At 74.2% G+C, this 18,633-nt stretch carries 19 protein-coding genes and 1 tRNA gene; 8 read left to right on the forward strand and 12 right to left on the reverse strand.

The window, feature by feature from the left end:
• Positions 1–11 precede the first annotated feature (11 nt).
• From ABD899_RS03900 to ABD899_RS03910, 3 genes are read right to left on the reverse strand one after another with little or no spacing between them, the layout of a single operon-like run.
• Positions 12–767, reverse strand: coding sequence for an SDR family oxidoreductase (locus tag ABD899_RS03900; protein WP_345202520.1), 756 nt, complete (start codon positions 765–767; stop codon positions 12–14).
• Between the two features lie 25 nt (positions 768–792).
• On the reverse strand, positions 793–1,383 hold the full coding sequence (locus tag ABD899_RS03905; RefSeq protein ID WP_345202522.1) for a TetR/AcrR family transcriptional regulator: 591 nt from the start codon (positions 1,381–1,383) through the stop codon (positions 793–795).
• Between the two features lie 40 nt (positions 1,384–1,423).
• Positions 1,424–1,855 (reverse strand): SRPBCC family protein, encoded by a 432-nt coding sequence (locus ABD899_RS03910; RefSeq protein ID WP_345202525.1) that lies wholly within the window; start codon positions 1,853–1,855, stop codon positions 1,424–1,426.
• 239 nt (positions 1,856–2,094) lie between these two features.
• Here ABD899_RS03910 and purL point away from each other — a divergent pair, with 239 nt between their 5' ends.
• Positions 2,095–6,006 (forward strand): phosphoribosylformylglycinamidine synthase, encoded by a 3,912-nt coding sequence (gene purL / locus ABD899_RS03915; RefSeq protein ID WP_345202528.1) that lies wholly within the window; start codon positions 2,095–2,097, stop codon positions 6,004–6,006.
• Between the two features lie 162 nt (positions 6,007–6,168).
• On the opposite strand, the gene ABD899_RS03920 is transcribed toward purL, so the two are convergent.
• Together ABD899_RS03920 and ABD899_RS03925 are read right to left on the reverse strand one after the other, a co-directional pair.
• Complete coding sequence (locus ABD899_RS03920; protein WP_345202531.1) at positions 6,169–6,408, reverse strand: hypothetical protein; 240 nt, start codon at positions 6,406–6,408, stop codon at positions 6,169–6,171.
• A gap of 891 nt (positions 6,409–7,299) precedes the next feature.
• Entirely contained in the window at positions 7,300–8,106 is an 807-nt protein-coding gene (locus ABD899_RS03925) for a spermidine synthase (RefSeq protein WP_345202534.1), read from the reverse strand.
• Positions 8,107–8,302: 196 nt separating this feature from the next.
• Here ABD899_RS03925 and ABD899_RS03930 point away from each other — a divergent pair, with 196 nt between their 5' ends.
• Together ABD899_RS03930 and ABD899_RS03935 are read left to right on the forward strand one after the other, a co-directional pair.
• A complete protein-coding gene (locus tag ABD899_RS03930) occupies positions 8,303–8,692 on the forward strand; it encodes a sterol carrier family protein (protein WP_345202536.1) in 390 nt (129 codons plus the stop codon).
• A gap of 80 nt (positions 8,693–8,772) precedes the next feature.
• Entirely contained in the window at positions 8,773–9,636 is an 864-nt protein-coding gene (locus tag ABD899_RS03935; RefSeq protein ID WP_425474936.1) for an LLM class flavin-dependent oxidoreductase, read from the forward strand.
• 47 nt (positions 9,637–9,683) lie between these two features.
• Here ABD899_RS03935 and ABD899_RS03940 read toward each other — a convergent pair whose 3' ends face one another.
• On the reverse strand, positions 9,684–11,300 hold the full coding sequence (locus ABD899_RS03940) for a molybdopterin-dependent oxidoreductase (RefSeq protein WP_345202542.1): 1,617 nt from the start codon (positions 11,298–11,300) through the stop codon (positions 9,684–9,686).
• A gap of 103 nt (positions 11,301–11,403) precedes the next feature.
• On the opposite strand from ABD899_RS03940, the gene ABD899_RS03945 reads away from it, so the two are divergent.
• Both ABD899_RS03945 and purF read left to right on the forward strand, forming a co-directional pair.
• A complete protein-coding gene (locus tag ABD899_RS03945) occupies positions 11,404–11,643 on the forward strand; it encodes a hypothetical protein (protein ID WP_345202544.1) in 240 nt (79 codons plus the stop codon).
• Between the two features lie 25 nt (positions 11,644–11,668).
• Positions 11,669–13,309 carry an amidophosphoribosyltransferase gene (gene purF, locus ABD899_RS03950; protein ID WP_345202547.1) on the forward strand — a complete coding sequence of 547 codons (1,641 nt, stop codon included), beginning with the start codon at positions 11,669–11,671 and terminating at the stop codon, positions 13,307–13,309.
• An 84-nt stretch (positions 13,310–13,393) separates the two neighbouring features.
• Here purF and ABD899_RS03955 read toward each other — a convergent pair whose 3' ends face one another.
• From ABD899_RS03955 to upp, 3 genes are all read right to left on the reverse strand, one after another.
• Positions 13,394–14,254, reverse strand: a complete 861-nt coding sequence (locus tag ABD899_RS03955) for a PH domain-containing protein (protein ID WP_345202549.1) — start codon at positions 14,252–14,254, stop codon at positions 13,394–13,396.
• Between the two features lies 1 nt (position 14,255).
• Positions 14,256–14,420, reverse strand: a complete 165-nt coding sequence (locus tag ABD899_RS03960; RefSeq protein ID WP_345202551.1) for a hypothetical protein — start codon at positions 14,418–14,420, stop codon at positions 14,256–14,258.
• A gap of 323 nt (positions 14,421–14,743) precedes the next feature.
• Complete coding sequence (gene upp / locus ABD899_RS03965; protein WP_345202553.1) at positions 14,744–15,385, reverse strand: uracil phosphoribosyltransferase; 642 nt, start codon at positions 15,383–15,385, stop codon at positions 14,744–14,746.
• Between the two features lie 52 nt (positions 15,386–15,437).
• On the opposite strand from upp, the gene ABD899_RS03970 reads away from it, so the two are divergent.
• From ABD899_RS03970 to ABD899_RS03980, 3 genes are all read left to right on the forward strand, one after another.
• Complete coding sequence (locus ABD899_RS03970; RefSeq protein WP_345202715.1) at positions 15,438–15,872, forward strand: nucleoside deaminase; 435 nt, start codon at positions 15,438–15,440, stop codon at positions 15,870–15,872.
• Positions 15,873–15,997: 125 nt separating this feature from the next.
• Positions 15,998–16,252, forward strand: a complete 255-nt coding sequence (locus ABD899_RS03975) for a GlsB/YeaQ/YmgE family stress response membrane protein (RefSeq protein ID WP_345202555.1) — start codon at positions 15,998–16,000, stop codon at positions 16,250–16,252.
• A gap of 118 nt (positions 16,253–16,370) precedes the next feature.
• Positions 16,371–16,460, forward strand: a tRNA-Ser gene (locus tag ABD899_RS03980).
• Positions 16,461–16,836: 376 nt separating this feature from the next.
• On the opposite strand, the gene ABD899_RS03985 is transcribed toward ABD899_RS03980, so the two are convergent.
• The 3 genes from ABD899_RS03985 to ABD899_RS03995 are packed head-to-tail and all read right to left on the reverse strand — an operon-like array spanning position 16,837 to position 18,607.
• A complete protein-coding gene (locus tag ABD899_RS03985) occupies positions 16,837–17,745 on the reverse strand; it encodes a CHAD domain-containing protein (protein ID WP_345202557.1) in 909 nt (302 codons plus the stop codon).
• Positions 17,746–17,766: 21 nt separating this feature from the next.
• Positions 17,767–18,306 (reverse strand): LytR C-terminal domain-containing protein, encoded by a 540-nt coding sequence (locus tag ABD899_RS03990; protein WP_345202558.1) that lies wholly within the window; start codon positions 18,304–18,306, stop codon positions 17,767–17,769.
• Between the two features lie 10 nt (positions 18,307–18,316).
• Positions 18,317–18,607: a type II toxin-antitoxin system VapB family antitoxin gene (locus ABD899_RS03995; RefSeq protein WP_345202559.1), complete on the reverse strand. Its 291-nt coding sequence runs from the start codon at positions 18,605–18,607 to the stop codon at positions 18,317–18,319.
• Positions 18,608–18,633 lie beyond the last annotated feature (26 nt).

Consider the following 18,633-nt stretch of genomic DNA (forward strand, 5'->3'; position numbering starts at 1 on the left):
CCGGGGCCGGGTCAGCCCTCGGCGAGCCAGTCGGCGAAGCGGCGGGTGTCGACCTCGACGTCGCCGCGGGGCAGCAGGCCCGTTCGCAACGCGGGCATCGGCGGCGGGAGGCGGACGACCCGCACCCCCGGATGCCGGGCGCGCGCCACCGCGCGGGCCATCGCCGCGGCATCGAGCTCCTCGGGCCCGGCGAGCTGCCGCGCCTGCGGGCCGCGGCTCGTCGCAGGACCGGCCTCGACGGCGTCGGCGACGAAGGCCGCGGCCGCGTCCGGGTGCACCGGTTGCAGCCGCATCCCGAGCACGACGGCGAGGGGACCGACCCGGATCTGCTCGAGGAACGTCTCGGCGAGGCTGAACCATGCCGTCGTGCGGGCCAGCGTCGTCGGGACCGCCCCCGCGGCGTACGCCTCCTCCTGGGCGGCCTTGCCCGCGTAGTACCCGGCCGCCCGCCGCACGCCGGGGTCGGCGGCGTTGACGACCGAGAGGCAGACGACGTGGCCCACGCCGGCCCGCGCGGCGCCGCTCGCGACCCGAGTGGCCGCACCGCCGAAGAAGGACACCGCGGTGCGCCGGGAGATGGACACGACGTTGAGGCAGTCGACGACCGTGTCGGCCCCGGCCAGGGCCTCGTCGAGACCGGCCCCGGTCGTCGCGTCGACGCCCGTCGCCCGGGCGGCCACGACGACGTCGTGCCCGCGGCCGGCGAGCACCCGGGACACCGCGGCGCCCATGGCGCCGGTACCGCCGAGCACGACGACCCGGCTCACCCCGCTGCCTCCCGCACGACCCGGCTCATCCGGCCACCTCCAGCACCTCGCGCCGCACCATGTGCGTCCAGCGTGCCATCGCCGCGTCCGCCGCGGCCCGGTTGCCGGTGGCGGCCACCTCGAAGAGCAGCCCGCGGGCCATGGCGAGCGACTGGAGGGCGAGCGTCGGGGCCCGGTCCGGCGGCACACCGAGCCGCAGGTAGGCGTCGCGGAGAGCGTCGGTCCACCCGGTGCGCAACCAGGTGCGCAGGGGTGCGGCGTGCGGCTGCCCCCGCATGGCGTGCGTCGACAGCTCGAAGAACAGCGGGGCGAAGACCTCGGCCCGGTCCGCGACCCGTGCCCAGAAGACGAGGCCGGCCTCCAACGGGTCGAGGTCGCTCGCGGCGAGGTCGACGAGCGCGGCGTGCTCGGCCTGCTCGACCGCTTCGACGACGGCGCCGAGAAGTCCTGCGCGGGATCCGAAGTGGTAGTTGAGCATCCGGTGGCTCGTGCCGATGCCGTCCGCGAGCGTACGCAGGCTCGTGTCCCCGACGCCGTGCCCGGCGAACCACTCGACGGCCCGGGCCAGGAGGACGTCGCGGGGCGAGGGCGCCGGCTCGGTCGCCGGTCCGGCCACCGGCTGAGGCACCGGCTGAGGCACCGGCTCAGGCACCGGCTCAGGCACCGGCATCCGCCGAGGCGGTGCGGTCGAGGGCCCGGGCCTCCTGGCGGACGTAGTCGAGGGTCTTGCGGCCGAGCACGAGCCGCAGGACGGGGGCGAGCAGGCCCCACCAGGAGATGCCGAGCACGATCGTCGTGCCGCCGTCGGCCTCGGGGCGCAGCACGTGCGTGCCGACCGAACGGATGCCGGGCTGCTCCGACTCCCACGTGAAGGACCGCCCGGGATCGATGGCGGTGATCGTCCAGACGGCCCGGGGCAGCCCGGGCTGCTCGACGGAGTAGCGCGCGCCGACCTCGTCGGGCCGGGCGGCCTCCAGCGGGGTGACGGCATCGACGGTCGGGAGCCACTGCGGCCAGCGGCGGACCTCGGACATGACCGACCACAGCCGGTCGACGGGGGCGTGGGAGACGTGGGCGACCTCGATCATGTACCAAATGGTACATCACGGTGGGGGTGAGGCCGGGCACGGCGAGGCGAGGCCGGGCGCGGCGAGGCGAGGCCGGGCGCGGTCGGGCGCGGCGAGGCGAGGCTGGGCGAGGCCGGGACCGGTCGGGCGCGGCCGGGCAAGGCCGGGCGGGGCCGGGCGGCAGAGCGGGAGGAGGGTGGCCCCGGTAGCCTTGACGACGGCATCCGCCCCCGCGCCCCACCACCGGGAGAGACGCACCCATGGCCTCGTCGCACGAGCTCGTGCTGACCACCGTCCCGGGCGGCGACGCCCTCTCCCCGTTCCGAGCCGGTGCCCTGCTGACCCGGCTGCACAGCGTCGCGCCGCCCGTCACCGGGCTCAGCGCGCGCCACGTGCACCTCGTCGCGAGCGAGCGCGCCCTCGACGACACGACCCGCACCACGGTCGAGCGGCTGCTCACGTACGGGCCGCCCTCCACGGGTGACGCGCAGGGTGCTCACGTCGCCACCGTGGTCGTCGCCCCGCGGCTGGGCACGCTCTCGCCGTGGGCCTCGAAGGCCACCGACATCGCGCACAACTGCGGCGTCGACGTGCGGCGGGTCGAGCGGGTCACGGAGTACCTCATCGCCGGCGACGAGCCGCTCACCGACGAGCAGTGGACCGCGGTCGCCGACCTCCTCCACGACCGGATGACCGAGACCGCCCTGCCGCACCGCGATGCCGCCGCGGCACTGTTCGACGAGCGCGAGGCCGAGCCGATGGAGCACGTCGACGTGCTCGGGCGGGGACGCTCCGCGATCGAGGAGGCGAACACGGCCTACGGGCTCGCCCTCTCCGACGACGAGGTCGACTACCTCGTCGACGCCTTCACCGGGCTGCGCCGCAACCCCACCGACGTCGAGCTCATGATGTTCGCGCAGGCCAACTCCGAGCACTGCCGCCACAAGATCTTCAACGCGGACTTCGTCGTCGACGGGGTCGTGCAGCCGCGCTCGCTGTTCGGGATGATCCGGTACACCGAGGAGGTCGCGGGCGAGGGAACCGTCGTCGCCTACAAGGACAACGCCTCGGTCATGCTCGGGGGACGTCGCGTGCGCTGGATGCCCGAGTCGGCCGACGGCCCGAGCCGCTACACCGCGCGCGAGGACGACGTCCACGTGCTCATGAAGGTCGAGACCCACAACCACCCGACGGCGATCAGCCCCTTCCCCGGTGCGGCCACGGGCGCGGGCGGGGAGATCCGGGACGAGGGCGCGACCGGCCGCGGTTCGCAGCCCAAGGCCGGGCTCACCGGTTTCGCCGTGTCCAACCTCCACCTGCCCGGGCTCGAGGAGCCGTGGGAACGCGAGCCCTACGGCGCCCCGGCCCACATCGCGTCGCCGCTCGAGATCATGGTCGAGGGGCCGGTCGGGGCGGCGGCGTTCAACAACGAGTTCGGCCGCCCGGGGCTGGGCGGGTTCTTCCGGGTCTACGAGCAGACCGTCGACGGGGTGCGCCGCGGCTTCCACAAGCCGGTCATGAGCGCGGGCGGGCTCGGCACGATCAGCGCCGACCAGACCGAGAAGGTCGTCTTCGCGCCGGGCACGCTGCTCGTGCAGATCGGCGGCCCGGGGATGCGGATCGGCATGGGGGGTGGGGCGGCCTCGTCGATGGCCGCGGGGGCCAACGCCGCAGAGCTCGACTTCGACTCGGTGCAGCGGGGCAACCCCGAGATCGAGCGGCGCGCCCAGGAGGTCATCAACCACTGCTGGGGCCTCGGGGCCGACAACCCGGTGCTCGCCATCCACGACGTCGGGGCCGGGGGCCTGTCGAACGCCTTCCCCGAGCTCGTCGACGGCGCCGGCCTCGGGGCGCGCTTCGACCTCACGGCCGTGCCGCTGGAGGAGAGCGGGCTCGCGCCGAAGGAGGCGTGGTGCAACGAGTCGCAGGAGCGCTACGTGCTCGCCCTGGCGCCCGAGTCGCTCCCGGTGTTCGCGGCGCTGTGCGAGCGCGAGCGCTGTCCGTACGCCGTCGTCGGGGTCGCGCGCGACGACGGCCGCCTCGTGCTCGGCGAGGGGCCCGACGACCGCGACGACGAGGACCGTGCGATCGACATGCCGATGGAGGTGCTGCTCGGCAAGCCGCCGCGGATGACGCGCGACGTGACCCGGGTCCCTCGCGTCGGTGACGAGCTCGACCTCGCGGTCCTCGACGTGCGCGAGGCGGCGTACGCCGTGCTCCGCCACCCGACGGTGGCGTCCAAGCGCTTCCTCGTGACGATCGCCGACCGCACCGTCGGCGGCCTCACGCACCGTGACCAGATGGTCGGTCCGTGGCAGGTGCCCGTCGCCGACGTCGCCGTGACCCTCGCCGACCACGTCGGCTTCGCAGGTGAGGCGATGGCCACCGGCGAACGAATGCCGGTCGGGGCCGTCGACGCACCGGCATCCGGTCGGCTGGCGGTCGGGGAGGCGCTGACGAACCTCCTCGCGGCGCCGGTGTCGGGGCTCACGGGGGTCAAGCTGTCGTGCAACTGGATGGCCGCGTGCGGCGAGGAGGGTGAGGACGCGGCGCTCTACGACACGGTCGAGGCCGTCGCGATGGAGCTGTGCCCCGACCTCGGGGTCTCGGTGCCCGTCGGCAAGGACTCGTTGTCGATGCGCACACGGTGGACGGATGCCGGGTCGGGCCGAACGCGTCAGGTCACCTCGCCGGTGTCCCTCGTCGTCACGGCGTTCGCGTCGTTGCCCGACGTGCGCGGGACGCTCACGCCCCAGCTGCGAGGCGGCGCGGGGGCCGCGACCGAGCTCGTGCTCGTCGACCTCGGGGCCGGGCTCGACCGCCTCGGCGGGTCGGTGCTCGCCCAGGCGTCCGGCGTGTTCGGCGGGGCCGTGCCCGACCTCGACGACCCGGCCCGACTCGTGGGGCTGGTCGCCGCACTGGCCGAGCTGCGTTCTGCCGGAGCGGTACTCGCGTACCACGACCGCTCCGACGGAGGCCTGTGGGCCGCGGTGGCCGAGATGGCGTTCGCCGGGGGGTGCGGGGTCGACCTCGACGTGCCGTCTGTTGCGGGGCTCTTCGCCGAGGAGCTCGGGGCGGTGCTCGAGGTGCCCGCGGAGCGTTCCGACGAGGTGCTCGAGGTGCTGGCGGCGCACGGGCTCGGCGAGCTGAGCCGGGTCGTCGGGCGCCCCACCCCGGAGCGACGGGTGCGGGTCGCGGTCGCGGGCGAGGCGCTGCTCGACGAGGCGGTGCGCGACCTCGGCCAGGCCTGGGACGAGGTGTCGTGGCGGATCGCGACGCTGCGCGACAACCCTGCCTGCGCCGAGGAGGAGCACGAGGCCTTCGCCTCCGACGACGACCCCGGGCTCGTCGTCGCGCCGACGTTCGACCCGACCGACGACGTCACCGCCCCGTACCTCAGCCTCGGGGTGCGGCCCAGGGTGGCCATCCTGCGCGAGCAGGGCGTGAACAGCCACGTCGAGACCGCATTCGCCTTCGACAGAGCGGGTTTCGACACCTACGACGTGCACATGACCGACCTTCAGGAGGGTCGGTTCGACCTCGCGGACGTCGTGGGCCTCGTGGCCTGCGGTGGGTTCTCGTACGGCGACACGCTCGGCGCAGGGGAGGGCTGGGCGCGCTCGGTGCTGTTCGACGAGCGGCTCACCCACTCCTTCCACGACTTCTTCCACCGCGACGACACGTTCGGGCTCGGCATCTGCAACGGCTGCCAGATGTTCGCCGCGCTCGCCGACCTCATCCCGGGCGCCGAGGCGTGGCCGCGGTTCACCCGCAACAGGTCCGAGCAGTACGAGGCGCGGCTCACCCTCGTCGAGGTGCTCGACTCGCCGTCGATCCTCACGTCGGGGATGGCCGGCAGCCGCATCCCCATCGCCGTCGCGCACGGCGAGGGCTTCGCCGACTTCTCGGCGCGCGGCGACTCCGGCGTCGTCAGGCGGGTGGCCCGCTTCGTCGACCACCACGGCGAGCCGGCGACGACCTACCCGTTCAACCCCAACGGGTCGCCCGGCGGGCTCACCGCGGTGACGACGCCCGACGGCCGGTTCACGGCGATGATGCCGCACCCCGAGCGGGTCGCCCGCAACGCGCAGCTGTCGTGGACGTCCGCCCCGGTGGAGCAGGAGAGCCCCTGGCTGCGGATGTTCCGCAACGCGCGGGTCTGGGTCGGCTGACGCGACGAGCCCCCCGCTTGCGTCCGGCATCTTGGGCCCCGGAACCCCCAGCCTGCCGGACGTCGTCGGTGGCCTCTTCGAACGTCCGGCATCTTGGGCCCCGGAACCCCCAACCTGCCGGACGTTGGCTCGGATGCCGTCGTCCACAGGGCGCGCCTTCGCTCACGTTCGTCCACAGCCTCCCGGCGTGCCCTGGTTCGGCACCATCCAGGACGTGACGATCCAGCCATGGACCACGAGCCGCTCCGCCTCCGAGACGTGGTCGACCTGCCCGAGTCGGCCGATCGAGTGGTGTCGCTCGCCAGGCTGCGCCAGGCGGGTGTGACCCGTGAACGCAGGCGCGCGCATGTCAAGGCCGAGCGTTGGCGGGCCGTGCCGAACCGTGGTGTCGTGCTCGACCATGGCCCGCTCGATGGGCCGGCCGCGTGGCGCGCTGCTCTGCTGCAGGTCGGGGCATCCGCACGTCTCGGGGGCGTCACCGCTCTCCAGGCCTGGGGAATGACGGGGTTCGACGAGCCGAGCATCCATGTCTGGGTCAGGAAGTCCACCCGCAAGGGACGACCAGACGGCGTCATCCTGCACGAGAGTCGGCGGTGGGCCGCCGAGCACGCGGTGGACCACGGCATCCCACGGGCCACACCCGCGGTGGCGGCCGTCCAAGCGGCACTCTGGGCGCGCACCGCACGGCAGTCGGCCTTCCTGCTCGTGTTGCCCGTGCAGCAGCGCCTCGCGTCCGTGGAGCACATCGGCGACGAGCTGGCACGAGTGCGTCGCCATGCGTACGGAGCGATGCTCCGGGGGGTCCTCATCGACATCAGTGACGGGGTGCGCTCGATGAACGAGCTGGACTTCGCTCGCCTGTGTCGCCTCCGCGGGCTACCCGAGCCCAGCAGGCAGACGCCACGTCGGTCGCCCGACGGACGCCGCTATCTCGACGTCGAGTGGGTGGTCCACGGGGTGCGGCTCGAGGTGCAGGGCGCCGGGCACGGGCAGCTCCTCAACGCCCTCAGCGACGACGTAAGGCTCATGGACCTCGCCGCGGAGCCCGGCGCGGCCGTCAGTGTCTCGGTGTTGTCGTTGCGGGTCGATCCGGAGCCGCTCTTCCGCAGCCTGTCCCGGTTGCTCCGGTCCCGAGGGCTGGCGGGGGGCCTACCACCCGGCCTGACCCGCAGGACGTCCGGCAGGTCGGGCCCTCTGACCCCCACGGTGCCGGACGTCAGCAGGGGGACCCGCAGGACGTCCGGCAGATCGGGCCCTCTGACCCCCACGTCGCCGGACGTCCGCCGCAGGGCGTCAGCGGCGGCGCCAGGATCCTCGTGCGGGCGGCGGGGGAGAGGATGCCGTGTCGCCGGCAGTTGCGCTGAACGGGCGTGCCCCCGGCCGCCGGCGGTCGACCTCCTCCCAGCCCATCACCCCGGTGGGCAACGCCGCGGATGCCGTGGCGCGCCGCAGCGTGAACAGGTCGAGCGGGCTGGTGGCCCCGACGAGGACGAGGTTTCCGAAGCGCTTGCCCTTCAGCACCTCGTGCAGGCCGACGAAGGCGACGTGGCCGAGGGCCTCCCGGGCTCCGGCCGCGACGCGCGCGGCGTAGTGCATCCCCGGCTCGTCAGCGACGTTCGCGAGGACGAGGCCGCCGGGGGCCAGCACCCGACGCAGCTCGGCGAACCACTCGACAGTGCCCAGCTCGGCCGGCACCCGGCCGTCGGCGTAGGCGTCGAGCACGACCAGGTCAGCGCTCGCGTGGCGCACCGCCGCGATGCCGGTGAGCCCGTCGACCGGCCGGACGCGGATCCGGTGGCCGCGCGGGAGCGGAAGCTCACGGCGCACGGCATCGGTCAGACCGGCATCCGGCTCCAGGACGATCTGCGGTGAACCATCCCTCGAATGGTGCACCCAGCGAGCCAGCGTGAGCCCCGCACCGCCGACGTGGGTCACGCGCAGAGGACCGCCGGGCGCGAGGGCGTCGATGACGAGGGCGAGGTGCTGGACGTACTCGAAGTCCAGGCGCGTCGGGTCCTCGAGGTCGACCGCCGACTGTGGCTGGCCGTCGAGCACGACGGTGACCAGTGTCCCCTCGCGCTCGAACTCGGCCACACCCATCCTGAGAGGCTACGGGCCGGGTGGCCGCCCCGTCGGGCCGGTCGGTCACGCGCCGCCGAGCACCTCGCCGACCACGATGAACGTCCACATGAGGCCCATCGCCAGTCAGGCCCGGAGCACCACCTGCGGGATGACGCCGCGCTCGCCCCGTCGCCACGCCACGAGCCCCACCACGGCCGCGGGTAACGTCGTCGTCATGCCACCGCGCCGACGCACCGACCCCGTGGTGGGCGAGGCGGCCCTCGCCGCCTGGCGGGCCGATCCCGACGGCGTCGACCGCGCCACCCGCGCCGCCGCGGTGCGCTTCACGCTCGAGGAGCTCGGCGCCGTCGCGCCCGGCCGCAGCGTCGAGGTACGGGTCCCGCCGTTCGGCGCCGTGCAGTGCGTCGAGGGGCCCACCCACACCCGCGGCACCCCGCCCAACGTCGTCGAGACCGACGCCGAGACCTGGCTCTCCCTCGCCACGGGGGTGCTCCGGTGGGCCGAGGCGCTCGCCGACGGCCGGCTGCGCGTCAGCGGCACCCGGGCCGACCTCGGCTCGCTGCTCCCGCTTGTCGGTCGCGACCCCGCGGGGGTGGCGCGGTGACGGCCCCGACGGAGGGTCCGGGGCGGGCGCCCGGGCCACCCCCCACGCGGCGGGCCACCGCGGACGCGGCGCGCGACGGCATCCGGCACGGCATCACGATCCTGCCCGAGCTGCCCTGGCGGGAGTCCGCCCCGATGTGGCGCGCGGCCGAGGAGATGGGCTTCGACCACGCGTGGACCTACGACCACCTCGTGTGGGGCGGGCTCCCCGATGCGTCGTGGTTCGCCGCCGTCCCCACGCTCGCCGCCGCCGCCGGGGTGACGACGACGATCCGGCTCGGGACGTTCGTCGCCTCCCCGAACTACCGGCACCCGTACACCTTCGCCCGGGACGTGCTCACGCTCGACGACCTGTCCGGCGGGCGCTTCGTCTGCGGGCTCGGCGCGGGCGGCGACCTCGACGCCGGCATCCTCGGTGAGGACCGCACGCTCAAGGAGCGGGTCGACCGCTTCCACGAGTTCGTGCAGCTGCTCGACCGCCTGCTGCGCGAGGACCGGGTCGACCACGTCGGCGGCTGGTACACGGCGCGTGGTGCACGGACCCTGCCCGGCCCGGTCCGCCACCGGGTGCCGCTGCTCGTCGCGGCGAACGGGCCCCGCTCGATCCGGCTCGCGGCCACCCTGGGTGACGGCTGGATCACCTACGGCGGGAAGGGCGACACCCTCGACGCGTGGTTCGGGCACGTCGCGGAGCTCGCCGCGCGCTTCGACGACGCGGTGGATGCCGTGGGTCGTGGCCCGCTCGACCGCGTGCTGTCGCTCGACTCCTCGCCCCGGTTCTCGCTCGACTCGGTCGAGCTCTACGCCGAGATGGTGGGACGCGCTGCCGAGCTGGGCTTCACCGACGTCGTCACGCACTGGCCCCGACCGAGCGGCCCGTATGCCGGGGACGTCGCGGTCCTCGAGTCGGTCGCCGCGACCGTCCTGACCCGCACGCCCGGATGAGGTGAGGCAGACCCGGAGGCGTCCGCCCGGCAAGAGGCGGCTGGCCGTCAACCCGCGGTGACGACGATGCGGTGCCAGCCCGTCGCGCCCCGGGGGAAGGGCTCCGTGCGCGCCTCCTCCTGGACCGCCCCGGTGCCGTCCGTGGCGCGGACCGTCAGCGTGTGACGGCCGGGGGCCGCTGGCCACGGCAGGTACCACTGGCGCCAGTGGTCGATGCCGGCGTCCGGGCCGAGCGTCGCCTCCTGCCAGGCGCCGTCGTCGACCCGCACCTCGACCCCGGCGATGCCGCGGTGCTGGGCCCAGGCGACGCCGCCGACGACGGCGTCGCCGGCGGAGACCCGGGCGCGATCGCGCGGGGTGTCGATGCGCGACTGGGTGAGGATCGGGGCGTCGGTGGCCCACCCCCGCTCGGTCCAGTAGGCGCGCCCGGCCGCGTACGTCGTGGCCTCGAGGCGGCTCAGCCACTTCGTCGCCCCGACGAAGCCGTAGAGACCGGGGGTGACGAGGCGCGCCGGGAACCCGTGCCGCGTCGGCAGCGGCTCGCCGTTCATCGCGACCGCGACGATCGCCTCCCGGTCGTCGGTGAGCGCCTGGACCGGCGTCGAGATCGTCATCCCGTCGGTGGAGTGGCTCAGGACCTGGTCGGCGCCCGGCCGGACCCCGGCCCGCTCGAGGAGGTCGCGGGTGAGCACGCCGAGCCACCGGGCGCCCCCGACGTAGGGGCCGCCGACCTCGTTGGACACGCACGTGAGCGTGATGTCGCGCTCGACGAGCGGCATCGCGATGAGCTCGTCGTAGGTGAGCCGGAAGGGGCGGTCGACGTCACCGTCGACGGTGAGCGTCCAGCCGGCGGGGTCGACGCGGGGGATGACGAGCGCGGTGTCGATCCGGTAGAACTGCGAGCTCGGCGTGCGGAGCGCCGAGATGCCGGGCACGGTGGCCTCGAGCCCGGCCGTCGGCGGCGGCAGGGGCACGGCGGGTGGCGGCAGGGTCACCGATGCGGGCGACCCGCCGCGGGACAGTGCCCGGCCGAGCGCGCCCCCGGTCGCGGCGAGGGCCCCGAGGCCTGCGGCGGCCACGATGACGCGGCGGCGGTCGCTGCGGCCGTCCGTGAACGGCATCCCGTCCGCCCCCGCCCCGGCGGCCGGGTCGCGGTCGGCGTCCCCCCACGCGTCGAGGAGCCCGAGGAACCACGCGGTGGTGGCGACGCCGACAGCCGCGGCGACCAGGCCCGGCAGGAGGTCGACGCCCGTGCTCGTCGGGCGTGCCACGGCAGCCGCCACGGACACCAGGGCGAGGGCGCCGAGGAGGGCCAGGCCGAGCGAACGCCGGGCGCGGGCGACGAGGCCGCACCCCGCGGCGAGGAGGAGGGCCACGATGCCGACCGAGCCGATGAGCAGCGGCTTGTCCGCGGTCCCGAACCGGGCCACGGCCCACTCCTTGACCGGCGTGGGGGTGAGGTCCACGACGGTCGAGCCGACGGCGAGCACGGGGGACGCATCGGGCGAGACGAGGCCTGCCACGAGGTGTCCCGCCGCGGCCCCGACGGCGGCGCCGAGCAGGGCGCCGGCCGCGTACCAGCCCCGTCCCGGGCCGGCGGTCGATGCCGTCCGCGGGCCCTCGTCGGGGGGGCGGACGGTGCCCGCGGGCGCGGTCGAGGTCATGGCCGTCGTCCGGGGCCGGGGGTGTCGACGCAGCGGGTCATGGCACCAGTGTGCGCGGGGTCGGCCGGGGGCGGGGATGCCGTGCTCACGTACCGTAAGGAGCGTGACACCTGCTCGCCACCCGCGGTTCCTGCCCTTCATCCTCACCGGGGCCGTGCTCGGCTTCCTCGTCGGTGCCTCGTTCGCGGTCTTCGGGTGGCTCGAGGACACCGACCCGACCGTCGCCTCGAACTACCCTCCCTCGGCCGGCATCGGCTACCTCGGCTTCCTCGGCGCGCTCGTCTTCGGGCTGCTCGCCGCGGTCCTCGCGGTGCTCGTCGACCGGCGCACCGACCGCTCCTGAACGGTGCGTGTGGGAGAATCGACGCGTGCCACGCGGAGACGGACGCCTGACCCACGACCTGCTCCCCGGCGAGAAGGGGCCGCAGGACGCCTGCGGAGTCTTCGGCGTCTGGGCCCCCGGCGAGGACGTCGCGAAGCTGACCTACTACGGCCTCTACGCGCTGCAGCACCGCGGGCAGGAGTCCGCCGGCATCGCGACCTCCGACGGCCAGCGGCTGCTCGTCTACAAGGACATGGGCCTGGTGTCGCAGGTCTTCGACGAACGCTCGCTCGCCTCGTTGCGCGGCCACCTCGCGGTCGGCCACTGCCGCTACTCGACGACCGGCGGCTCGACGTGGGAGAACGCCCAGCCGACCCTCGGCGGCCACGCGGGCGGCACGGTGGCGCTCGCCCACAACGGCAACCTCACGAACTCCGCCGAGCTGCGCGACCTCGTCGAGGGCCGGCGCGGTGACGACGCCCACCGCGGTGAGCTGGCCCGCGGCAACACCACCGACACCGCGCTCGTCACGGCCCTGCTCGCCGACGACCCCGACCGTACCCTCGAGACCGCCGCGCTCGACGTGCTGCCGCGCCTGCGCGGGGCGTTCTGCTTCGTGTTCATGGACGAGCACACGCTGTACGCGGCACGCGACGGGCACGGCATCCGCCCCCTCGTCATCGGGCGGCTGGAGCGGGGCTGGGTCGTGGCGTCCGAGACCGCGGCGCTCGACATCGTCGGCGCGTCGTTCGTGCGCGAGGTCGAGCCGGGCGAGCTCGTCGCGATCGACGAGGACGGCCTGCGCTCGCAGCGGTTCGCCGAGCCCACGCCGAAGGGCTGCGTCTTCGAGTACGTCTACCTCGCCCGGCCCGACACGACGATCAGCGGGCGGGTCGTCCACGAGTCGCGCGTCGAGATGGGCCGCACGCTCGCGCGCGAGCACCCGGTCGAGGCCGACCTCGTCATGCCGACCCCCGAGTCGGGGACGCCGGCGGCCATCGGCTACGCCCAGGAGTCCGGCATCCCGTACGGGCAGGGCCTGGTCAAGAACTCCTACGTCGGACGCACCTTCATCGCGCCGTCGCAGACGATCCGCCAGCTCGGCATCCGGCTCAAGCTCAACCCCCTCAAGGACGTCATCCGGGGCAAGCGGCTCGTCGTCGTCGACGACTCCATCGTGCGCGGGAACACCCAGAGGGCGCTCGTGCGGATGCTGCGCGAGGCCGGGGCGGCCGAGGTGCACGTGCGCATCTCGTCGCCCCCGGTGCGCTGGCCGTGCTTCTACGGCATCGACTTCGCGACCCGGGCCGAGCTCATCGCCACCGGTCTCGGGGTGGAGGAGGTGCGCAACTCGATCGGCGCCGACTCGCTCGGGTACATCTCCGAGGACGGCATGGTCGCCGCGACGAACCAGCCGCGCGACCGGCTGTGCACCGCGTGCTTCACCGGCACCTACCCCGTGCCGCTGCCCGAGGACGGCCGGCTCGGCAAGGGGCTGCTCGAGCTCGAGCTGCCGATCGCGGCGCCCCCGGCGGAGCGGACGACCGGGGAGCGCCACCCCCACCGCCACGCGCCGGTGCTCGACCTGCCCGTGCTCGACCCGCCCGTGCTCGACCTGCCGCTCGACGTCGACGGGGTGTCGACCTCCGCCGCGGGGGGTGCGTCGGAGGCCGTGCTGCGCCCCTGACCCCCCGGGGTTGCCTCCGCGGCGTCGAGGTGACCGTTCCTGGGACGGGTGTCACCTCGGCCGCGCGCGAAGCGCCGAACCTCGTCAGCGGTCGGACCAGCTCGACGGTGGGTAGAGCGTGGGCTCGCCGTCGTCCGGAGCGCGCACGACCGGGATCTCGCCGGTGTCGCCGAGGCGTGAGGGGCCGTCGAGGTTGGAGCTGCGGTACCACGACTCCGGGGTGCGGATCGGGCTCGGCAGCGGCGAGCCACCACCCGAGCCGGCGGCGGGAACCCCGACCGGACCCCCGGCATCCGGCCCGCCCCGACCACCACCGTCGGTACCGGAGCCACCCCCGGAGCCATCCCCGGGACCACCCGCCCCGTCGTCGCCGTCCGAGGGCCCGTCCTCCCGAGGCGGGGGTGGGGCCATGCCGCCCGGCAGGAACCGCACCTGGGACCCCGGCCCGAAGAGCTGGGTGCAGATCGCGCGGTAGTGGGCGTCGGCATCCGGCACGTGGTCGATGACCGAGAGCGCCTGGCCCTGCCCCGCCGACTCGAGGACGAAGGTGCCGTAGCCGACGATCCGCCCGAGCAGTGAGCGGTCGTAGGTCATGTCGGTGACCTTGAGCAGCGGCATCATGGCGACCTTGCGCCGGATGAAGCCGTAGAACAGCAGGAAGCGCTTGTCGGTCGCGACGAACCACTCGTGGCGCCAGTTGAGCACCCTCCAGACGAGCCAGAGCGCCGCGCCCCACCACAGCACGAGGCTGACGTTGTGCACGGCGGCCCCTCCGCCGCTCCCCGGCACGTTGACGTCGGCCCAGACCGCGAACGCGGTCGCCCCCGCGGCGAGGAAGAGCTCGCGGTGCAGCGCGAACCAGTGGCGCCGGACGGAGACGATGGGTGTCTCGCCCGCCACGAGGTACTTCTCGAGCTCGCGGTCCAGCCGTGGCCGGCGCGCCATGTCAGCCCCGCAGGAGCGAGTCGAAGAACGACGCGAGGTTGGTGACCACGGTGACGACGACGTCCCAGGCGGAGCTGAAGATGGCGGCGGCGTCGGTGGGGGAGGTGAGGATCGCGTAGAGCAGGAAGATGACGACGAGCCACAGCACGATCTTCTTGATCGACATGCCGTCCTCCTGCCGTCGGGCGCGCGGGGCGCACGCCTCAGCCAGCATGCTCTCAGATGTGACTCGTGTGACGGGTGAGGCCGGCTGGCGTGTCGGGTACGCCGGCTGCCGGTGTCGCCCGGTCGAGCGGTCGCGCCGGATGCCGTGCCGTCACCTCCGGGTTGCCGTCGCCGCGCGCGCTCCGTCGCTCGCGCATGCCGCCGCCTCGCGGATGCCGTCGCCTCGCGGATGCCGCCGCCTCGCGGATGCCGTCGCTCCCGGACGACATGGCCTGGCGCATACCGCCGCGCCCGTCTCCTGCTGCTGGGCCGAGCGGTCGGGACCTACTGGGCCAGGCCGTAGAGCCGGTCGCCCGCGTCGCCGAGGCCGGGCACGATGTAGCCGTGCTCGTTGAGGCGCTCGTCGATCGCCCCGGTGACCAGGGTGATCGCGGGGTCGACGTCGGCCAGCGCCTCCTGGAGGTGGGCGATGCCCTCCGGCGCGCTCAGCAGGGTGACGGCCGTGATGTCGTCCGCGCCGCGCTCGATGAGGAACCTGATGGCGTCGGCCATCGACCCGCCCGTCGCGAGCATCGGGTCGAGCACGTACACCTGCCGGCCGGACAGGTCGTCGGGCAGCCGGTTCGCGTACGTGACCGCCTCGAGGGTCTCCTCGTCGCGCTGCATCCCGAGGAACCCGACCTCGGCGCTCGGCAGGAGGCGCACCATCCCCTCGAGCATGCCCAGGCCCGCGCGCAGGATCGGCACGACGAGGGGCTTGGGGTTGCTCAGCTTGATGCCGGTCGTCGGTCCCACGGGGGTCTCGATCTCGAACGGCTCGACGCGCACCTCGCGGGTGGCTTCGTAGGCGAGCAGCGTCATGAGCTCCTCGGCGAGCCGTCGGAAGGTCGGCGAGTCCGTGCGCTTGTCCCGGAGGTAGGTGAGCTTGTGGGCGATGAGCCGGTGGTCCGGGTTGATGACGCGCATGGGTGAAACTTAGCGTGTGAGCCTGCCGCCCGATCCGCGCTACGCGACGTGGATGCGCCGTGCGATCACCCTCGCCGAACGGGCCGCGGATGCCGGTGACGTCCCGGTCGGCGCCCTCGTCGTCTCCTCCTCGGGGGAGGTGCTCGGCGAGGGGTGGAACCGGCGCGAGGTCGACGGCGACCCCACGGCGCACGCCGAGGTGGTCGCCATCCACGAGGCCGCCGAGCGCCTCGGCTCGTGGCGGCTCGAGGGGTGCACCCTCGTCGTGACGATGGAGCCCTGCCCGATGTGCGCCGGTGCCGCGATGCTGGCCCGCGTCGAGCGCGTCGTCCTCGGCGCCTGGGACCCCAAGCTCGGCGCCTGCGGCTCGGTCTGGGAGGTGCTGCGCGACCGACGGGCGACGCACCGCGCGGAGGTGGTCGGCGGGGTACTGGAGGAGGAGTGCGGCGACGTCGTGCGCCGCTTCTTCGGGCCGCACCGGGGCTGAGCGGCTCAGTGCCGGAAACTGCCCTGTCGCTGTGACCGATTCCGGTCCGGTCGACGGGTAGCGTCCTCCGTCGGCGGTCGCCCGGAACCGGGGCCGCGTCACACAACTGAAAGGCAACAACCCTCATGGGCATCATCGGCTGGATCATCATCGGCGGGCTCGCCGGCTGGGTCGCGAGCAAGATCATGAACACCGACGCACAGCAGGGCATCATCCTGAACATCGTCGTCGGCATCGTCGGCGGTCTGCTCGGCGGCTGGATCCTCAGCCTGCTGGGCATGGACATGGCCGGCGCTGGGCTCATCGCGAGCTTCCTCACGGCGCTGCTCGGCGCCGTCCTCCTGCTGTTCGTCGTCAAGGCTGTCACGCAGCGCGCCTGACGACGGCCGGGCCCTGCGCGGCCCCGCCGACGACACCACGCCGTCCCCACCTCGGGGGCGGCGTGCTGTCGTCCCGGCCGATTTCGGGGCGGCCGTCGGCTCGGGTAGCCTCTCCGGCGGTGGCGTGTCCGAGCGGCCTAAGGAGCACGCCTCGAAAGCGTGTGAGGGTGCAAGCCCTCCGTGGGTTCAAATCCCACCGCCACCGCCATCGACCTCGCCCCGAGAGCTCTTCTCGGGGCGTCGTCGTTGCGGCGGCTCCCCACCCAGGAGCGTCGCCCACCTCGGTGAGTCCACCGACAGGCAGTACCCCTCGCGCGGCGGGCTCGCCGCGCTCAGGGCTCGCCCGTCGCCCGGCTACTGCCTGTCGGTGGACACGCTCTCGCGGCCGCGGCCCACTGGGGGAGCGTCGCTCACCTCGGTGCGTTGTCGTTGCCGCGGCCCCCACCCGGGAGCGTCGCCCACCTCGGTGCGTTGTCGTTGCCGCGGCCCCCACCCGGGAGCGTCGCTCACCTCGGTGGACACGCCCTCGCGGCCCCGGCAGTCGGCGCTCGGGGGCGGTTGGATGCCGTGCGGCCGGAGGGCGCTCAGCGCCAGAAGGGCTCGATCGCGGCGAGTCGCTCGCACGCCCGGATGCCGGCGTCGACGAGAGCCGCCTCGTCGACCTCCGGCGCCGCGGCACCGACCGTGCGCAGCAGCGAGTCGGCGGTGTGGTGGTCGTTGACCGCACCGAGGGCGGTCTGCACCTCCTCGACGTGCCACGCGTAGGCGAGCGGCCCGGTGAGCTCCTCCCCGGACGGCGTGACGACGGGCGGGATGCCGGGAGCCTCGGCCGGGTACAGGGAGGCGAAGAACTCGCACCCGTATCGGAACTTCTTGGCCTCGATGCGCACGCGGTGCCGCTGCGCGGGGGTCATCGCGGCGATGTGGTCGTGCACCCCCGCGACCCGGCGCCAGCGCTTCTCGAGGGCCCGGGCTGCGAGCTCGGGGACCGGCGGGCCGCCGTCGAGGTGCCCTGACAACCCGACGAGCGAGCGGTCCAGGCCCCGCGCGGTCCTGGCCCACCTCTTCGACCGGAGGATGTGGACGACCTCGTCGTAGGCCGCCTCCCGCGCCGTCCACAGGCCGGTGACCTCACGTTCGTGCCGCCCTTCGAGGATGTCACCCGCGAGGATGACGTCGAGGTCGCGGGCCGGGCCGAACGGCAGGGCGAGTTCGCGGATGCGGTGGGCGGCGTCGACGACGGGTGAGCGCCGTCCGAGGACCGGGGCGAAGAGCGAGACCGCCGAGCGCAGCCGCCGGATGCCGACGCGCGTCTGGTGCAGGTGCGGCATGGCCCGCGAGTGGACGAGCAGCGCCTGATTGGTGCGCCAGTGCTCGGTGCACTCGATGGCGACGACGAGGAACGCGTGCCTCGCCGAGGTCTCGGGGTCGAGGACGACGGCGCGCGCCTTGCGGGGGAGGGCGCCGGCTCCGAGGTCGACGGCCGCGCTCACCGGGTCACCGTGGGCGTCCGGTCACGAGCCCGACGGTGCCGGGCAGGTCGGCAGGGCCGGGCTCGGGGGCACGGGGGCGAGGGTGGTGAACTTCGCCCCGAGGGCGACGTCGACCGTCGCACTCTTGCGCTTGTCGGCGACGACCTTCGCCCCTTCGGGGAGTGCGGAGCGCACCAGCGCCGCCTGCGCTTCGCCCTTGGGCCCGTGCCGCACCTCGGCGACGGCTGGCGCCTTGCGCTTCGAGGGGTCGTTGGCGACCTTGCCGATGACGAAGCCGCGCTCCTGGAGGCTCTTCGACACCGACGCGGCGAGGCCGCTGCGGTCGGAGGAGTTGTAGACGTTGACCGTGGTCTCCTCGGGCGTGACGGCGTTCGGGTCGAACGGTGCGCAGGTGGGGGCCGGGGGGCGTGCGGCGATGGCGGCGTTCTCGGCCTGGTAGTACGACCATGCGTACCAGAACGCGAAGAACAGGCCGAGGAGGACCGCCCCGATGGTGAGGAGCGAGCGACGACGGCGCCGGGCGCGCACCGACGCGTCGGCCTCGGTCGTGTAGTCGCTCACCCCGTCCCCCTCAGAGCGAGAGCACCCGCGCGTGGAGGGTGGGCCGCTGCTGCAGTGCGGCCCGCAGGGCGCGGTGCAGCCCGTCCTCGAGGTAGAGGGTGCCCTCCCACTCCACGACGTGAGCGAACAGGTCGCCGTAGAAGGTGGAGTCCTCGGAGAGCAGCATCTGCAGGTCGAGCTCGCGCTTGGTCGTGACGAGATCGTCGAGTCGCACGAGGCGCGGGGGCACGTTCGACCACTGCCGCGTCGTGTACCCGTGGTCGGGGTAGGGGCGGGTGTCGCCGACTGCCTTGAAGATCACGGAGTTCACTGTATGCCGCGCCGTCC

It is taken from the genome of Fodinibacter luteus, from assembly GCF_039541575.1.
Taxonomy (GTDB): domain Bacteria; phylum Actinomycetota; class Actinomycetes; order Actinomycetales; family Dermatophilaceae; genus Fodinibacter; species Fodinibacter luteus.